Source organism: Streptomyces sp. M2CJ-2 (genome assembly GCF_016757295.1).
Taxonomy (GTDB): Bacteria; Actinomycetota; Actinomycetes; order Streptomycetales; family Streptomycetaceae; genus Streptomyces.
In genome coordinates this window covers 1-4,496 of sequence record NZ_JAESIF010000162.1, presented here as the reverse complement: position 1 = coordinate 4,496, position 4,496 = coordinate 1, and the positions used below count along the sequence as shown (strand labels likewise).

Genomic DNA, 4,496 nt, shown 5'->3' with positions numbered 1-4,496 from the left:
GGCATCGAGTCACCATCCCGCCGCCCGGCATCATCACGCACCGCAACCGTCACGTTGCCGAGAAGACCTCAGTGAACCACCAGGGGATATACCGCGTCGTGACAGTGAGACCCGCTGCCCGTGTCCCCCTCATGTCAGCAGCGGACCGTCACTCGTCCCCACCGGGACCAGCACAAAGACGGCGGTAAGCAGCCGCCAGCGGCTGCCAGCCACTCCACTGACACGAACCCGGCACATCGCAACCAGTGCCGTGGTCATCGTGGGGATCAGTGCGGTACTCTCCTACGTCCTCCTGAAGGTGTACCTGTCATTTCGGGTGATCGCCGACAGGATCGACGACAGGAAGGCGGGAGAAGTGTTCGCTCAGGGGTATCAGGCCTGACTGAGAGACCCGGAGAGCGCGCCGTACGGCTCCACATCACCGGTGCTTGTGGCGGCCCTGACGACGGCGCGGGGCTGATGTTCGGACCCTGGAGCCCCGACGGTTCACGGCCGGAGGCTCGGCTGTCCTACGGAGCCGAGCTGATGGCGCCGTTGGTGTCCATGTCGAAGATGCCCTGGGTCTTGCCGTCGACCTTCAGGTGCTCGAGCCAGTGCTTTGAGAGGTTGTGCAGGTTTTGGTGCTGCATCTCCCACACCACCGAATGCCCGGCGCAGTCCAGCTTGACCATCAGCTTGTGGTCGCCCGCGATGGCGTTGTAGAGCGCGGGGACCGAGAAGTTGAATTCCGGATCTTCGCTGGACGTGTTTGCCTGCTTGTCGTGCTCCCCGTATGCGATGAGGACCGGCACGCTGCCGCCGAGGACGCTGGCCTGCGCCGCGGTGGTCTTGTTCCAGCCCCACCGGACGAAGTTTCTGATGCGGTTGAGGCCTTCACCTTGTGTCCCCCACCTGCTGCCAACCGGATCGCTTTGCATGATCGCGTTCCACACCTCGTGCTCCATCGCGGGTTCGCGCTGGCCCGCGCAGAGCGCCTCGTTGCCCCACCCCTTCCAGGTTCCCGATTTCGTGCTCACGAACATCGGGAAGCCGGCCTGCGGCAGCGGGTCGGGGGCATTCGACGTGCCGTCGGGCGGGAAGATCGGCGCCAGCAGGAACAGGCTCGACACCTTGCCGGGGTTCTTGACCGCGTACGGCCCCATCGTGAACGCGGCTGCAGACCAGCCGATGAAGGCGACCTTCTTCACCTTGCGCTCGCGGATGATCCACTCCACGACGGTGTTCAGCTCGTCCCGGTCGCTGTTCGAGTTGGTGAGCTGGAACGGATAGTTCGGCGGGCCTGGCGTGAAACCTGGAGGTCTCGGCTTCAGAAGTTGCTGCTGGGCGGGGTTGACGTTGCGAGGGTCGTCCATCTTCGGCCGCGGCGACAGCCCCGAACCCTGGAGGTCCATCATGAAGACGTCGTAACCGGCCTTAGCCAGCGCATTGGCCCAGCTGTACGACTTGTACTCGAGATCAAAGCCCGCGAGCACCGGAACGCTCCGGCCGTGGAGCATCAGGACGGCCGTGCGCTCGTCGAGGTGGCCGGGGGGCGTGCCGTCGCGCTCCCGCACGAAGAGCTTGACCTGATCCCCCTCGTCCGCGCCGGGGACGGTGGACTTGTGGGGTATTGCGTGGTTTTGCACTTCGACGGGCATGAGGATCCGTTCTGTGAGCTCAGCCGGGGCGTCGTTGCCTTGCCCAGACCACGCTCGAGGCGCGGGACCGTCTGTGCCATACGGTAGTTGTCAAGTCAAATGAGACGTTTATATCGCTATGAGCTTTGTAGTTCGGGTTGCGTGCGTTTGGTGGGGTCGTTGATCCAGACCTGGCCGGGTATCTCGGGTGGTTTCGGCCGTCGGGCGAAGCGTTCGGGATGGCGTTCGTAGGCTGCGGCGAGGGCGGTGGATCGCTGGTCCCCCACCTCGTGGGCGGTGCCGAAGTGGACGGATGCGGGGGTGTGCAGGCCGATCCCGGAGTGCCTGTGCTCGTGGTTGTAGTAGCTGATGAACGCGTCCATCCACTCCCGGGCGTGTGCCAGGGAGGCGAAGCGTTCGGGGTAGTCGGGTGCGTACCTGGTGGTGCGGAACTGGCTTTCGCTGAAGGGGTTGTCGTTGCTCACCCGGGGGCGGGAATGACTGCGGCTGACGCCGAGGTCGATCAGCAGCTGGGAGACCTTCTTGCCGGTCATGGAGGTGCCGCGGTCCGCGTGGACGGCGTGGGGCACGATGCCGTTGCGTTCGATGGTCTCGCGGAGCAACTCCTCGGCCCGCTCGGCTGTTTCGGCGAGTTCGACGGTGTGTCCGACGATGTAGCGGCTGAAGATGTCGATGATCACGTAGGCGTGGAACCAGATGCCCTTGGCCGGACCGGGCAGTCGGGTGATGTCCCAGGTGAACACCTGCGAGGGTCCGTGCGCGACCAGTTCGGGGATCGTCCTGGGCGGGTGGGTGGCCTGGCGGCGGCGTTCGCCGTTCTGTCCGGCGGCGGACAGGATCCGGTACATCGTCCGCTCCGAGCACCAGTAGTTCCCCGCGTCCAGCTCACGTGCCCAGACCTGGGCGGGCGGCAGGTCGACGTACTCCGGCCGGTTCAGCAGCGCCAGGATCGCGGCCCGCTCGGCCGGTGACAGGGCCGAGGCGGGCGTGGGTCTTGGGGACGGTGCGGGCTTCGGCTCCGGGCTCTGGCGGCGGTAGTGGGTGGCGCGCGAGCGTCCGGTCAGCCGGCAGGCCGCCGTAGTGCCCAACTGACCCTGGACACCGGCGAAAGCCTCGTCGATCACCGGTGCGGCGGAGTGCTTCAGTCCGCGCTCTCGGAGAGCAGTTCCAAGAGCGCGTTGGCTTTTCCCATGACCTCGAGGGCCGCATCCCGGCGGGCCAGGTCCTTCTCCAGCCGGGCGACCTTCTTGCGCAGCCGTTCCAGCTCGGCCTGCTCGGCCGCCTTCTTCGGCCGCACCGCAGAGGTCCGCTGATCGGTCAGGGCGTCCAGGGCGCCGGCATCGCGGGCCTGACGCCACTCGATCACGTGCGAGTGATACAGCCGCTCACGCCGCAGGATCGCACCCTTCTCCCCGGTCGGGGCGGCGTCGTACTCGGCAACGATCCGCAGCTTGTACTCCGCGGAGAACGTCCGCCGCTTCGGGCGGGGCGCCGGATCCGATCCGGAGCTACGGGGGGTGGTGCTGGCCATGCCGGGATGTACTCCTGTCTCGCCCTTCCAGCCTAACCCGTCAAAGCGGGCGTCTCAGCCAAGGCTGTCAGAGAGGGCATAACAGGGGGGCCGGGCGGGTGACGTGCACTTTCTCCGGGAACCCGCACTGAACAGTGAACTGTTCAGTGCGGGTTCTCCCTCGTGCGCACGATCCGTTGCCTGAACGACAAAACTGTTACTGACATCGGCCCGTTAGGGTGACGCGGGGTCGTCGAGGGTCAGGCCGGTGCCGGCTATGAAGCCGTCGAGGGTGCCGGGCCGGTACTGAAGCCGTTTGAGCCGGTTGCGGACGAGGGCCTCGAGCCGGTCCAGGGCGACCACGGCGAGGTTGGCCAGGCTGCGTTTGACGTGTGCCCAGACCCACTCGACGGGGTTGAGGTCGGGCGCGTAGGCGGGCAGCAGGAACACCGTCAGCCATGCACGCTCGGCGATCAACTCACGCATAGCACGGGAGACTTGAACGAGCCGGACCCGATGCTCACAAAGGAGCGGCAGTACGAACTGCTCGGCGTGGGCACGGGTGGTCGGCCACTCGCTCCCGGTGAGCTCGTGCAGCACCATGGTGCGGGCCAGGTCTACTCCGTGGGCGGCCGGGTCCTCCAGCATCTTCACCAGGTGCGCGGTCGAGTCGCCGCCCAGGCCCCAGGAGATGACCAGCTCGACCCCTTCGCCAGCAGGGGGAGTGCGGCGGTTATGCAACCGCACCCCCTTGGTCGGCCTTCGGATACGGATCGGAGGTGGCGGTGAGCTGACGGCCGGTGCGCCGCCCGATGTAGGCCGCGTACCGGTGGTTGCCGCCGTGGGACACGACCCTGGCGCCGACGGCCTGCAGGGCCTCCTCCAGCCACGCCCGGCTAGGCTCGCCCTTCACACAAGGGCGGACGCCGAGGGCGATCAGGCGCCGCTCGACTCCGCCAGCGCCACGCTCGCCGTTGCGGACCTTGGACATCGCGCGGTCGGAAGCGCGCGAGTTCGCGGATTCCTGGAAGGGGCAACCGCTGAACCCGTGCGTCGTCGCCAGGTTGGAGACGGGAACGAGGGCGGGTTCATCTGTGCCTGCAGGGGATGCGGCAGTTGTCAGAGGGCGGTTCGTGAGCCTTTGAGCGCTTCTGCTATTGCCTGTGAGCATGGGTGGAATCCACCGGTCCGCGAGCGGGGACTGGGCGCGGTGAACCCACGCAGGCAAGGAGCAGCGGAAAACCACTGTGGTGCCGGATCGGCATGCCTCTCCAAAACCGGCAGGCGTCTCAGGGGCGGGTCATGAGAAGGTGCGGTTCGGCCCGGCAGAGGGGGAAGAATGGGGCTGA

The 4,496-nt window shown here is 66.8% G+C and carries 3 protein-coding genes and 1 pseudogene; all 4 read right to left on the bottom strand.

The genetic code is table 11. The features are described 5' to 3' along the window. Positions 1 to 509 precede the first annotated feature (509 nt). A complete protein-coding gene (locus JL475_RS38105) occupies positions 510 to 1,553 on the bottom strand; it encodes an alpha/beta fold hydrolase (protein WP_307825323.1) in 1,044 nt (347 codons plus the stop codon). A 200-nt stretch (positions 1,554 to 1,753) separates the two neighbouring features. Continuing rightward, positions 1,754 to 3,168 (bottom strand): annotated as a pseudogene (locus JL475_RS38100) (IS3 family transposase). Between the two features lie 213 nt (positions 3,169 to 3,381). Then, on the bottom strand, positions 3,382 to 3,888 hold the full coding sequence (locus tag JL475_RS40965) for a transposase (protein WP_237409433.1): 507 nt from the start codon (positions 3,886 to 3,888) through the stop codon (positions 3,382 to 3,384). Further along, positions 3,881 to 4,138 (bottom strand): hypothetical protein, encoded by a 258-nt coding sequence (locus JL475_RS38090; RefSeq protein ID WP_202282782.1) that lies wholly within the window; start codon positions 4,136 to 4,138, stop codon positions 3,881 to 3,883. Before JL475_RS38090 ends, JL475_RS40965 begins: the two co-directional genes overlap by 8 nt. Positions 4,139 to 4,496: the final 358 nt, after the last annotated feature.

Bases quoted from the DNA above. Each gene is read 5' to 3' on its own strand.
- JL475_RS38090 (WP_202282782.1), bottom strand. From the start codon at position 4,138: ATGTCCAAGGTCCGCAACGGCGAGCGTGGCGCTGGCGGAGTCGAGCGG.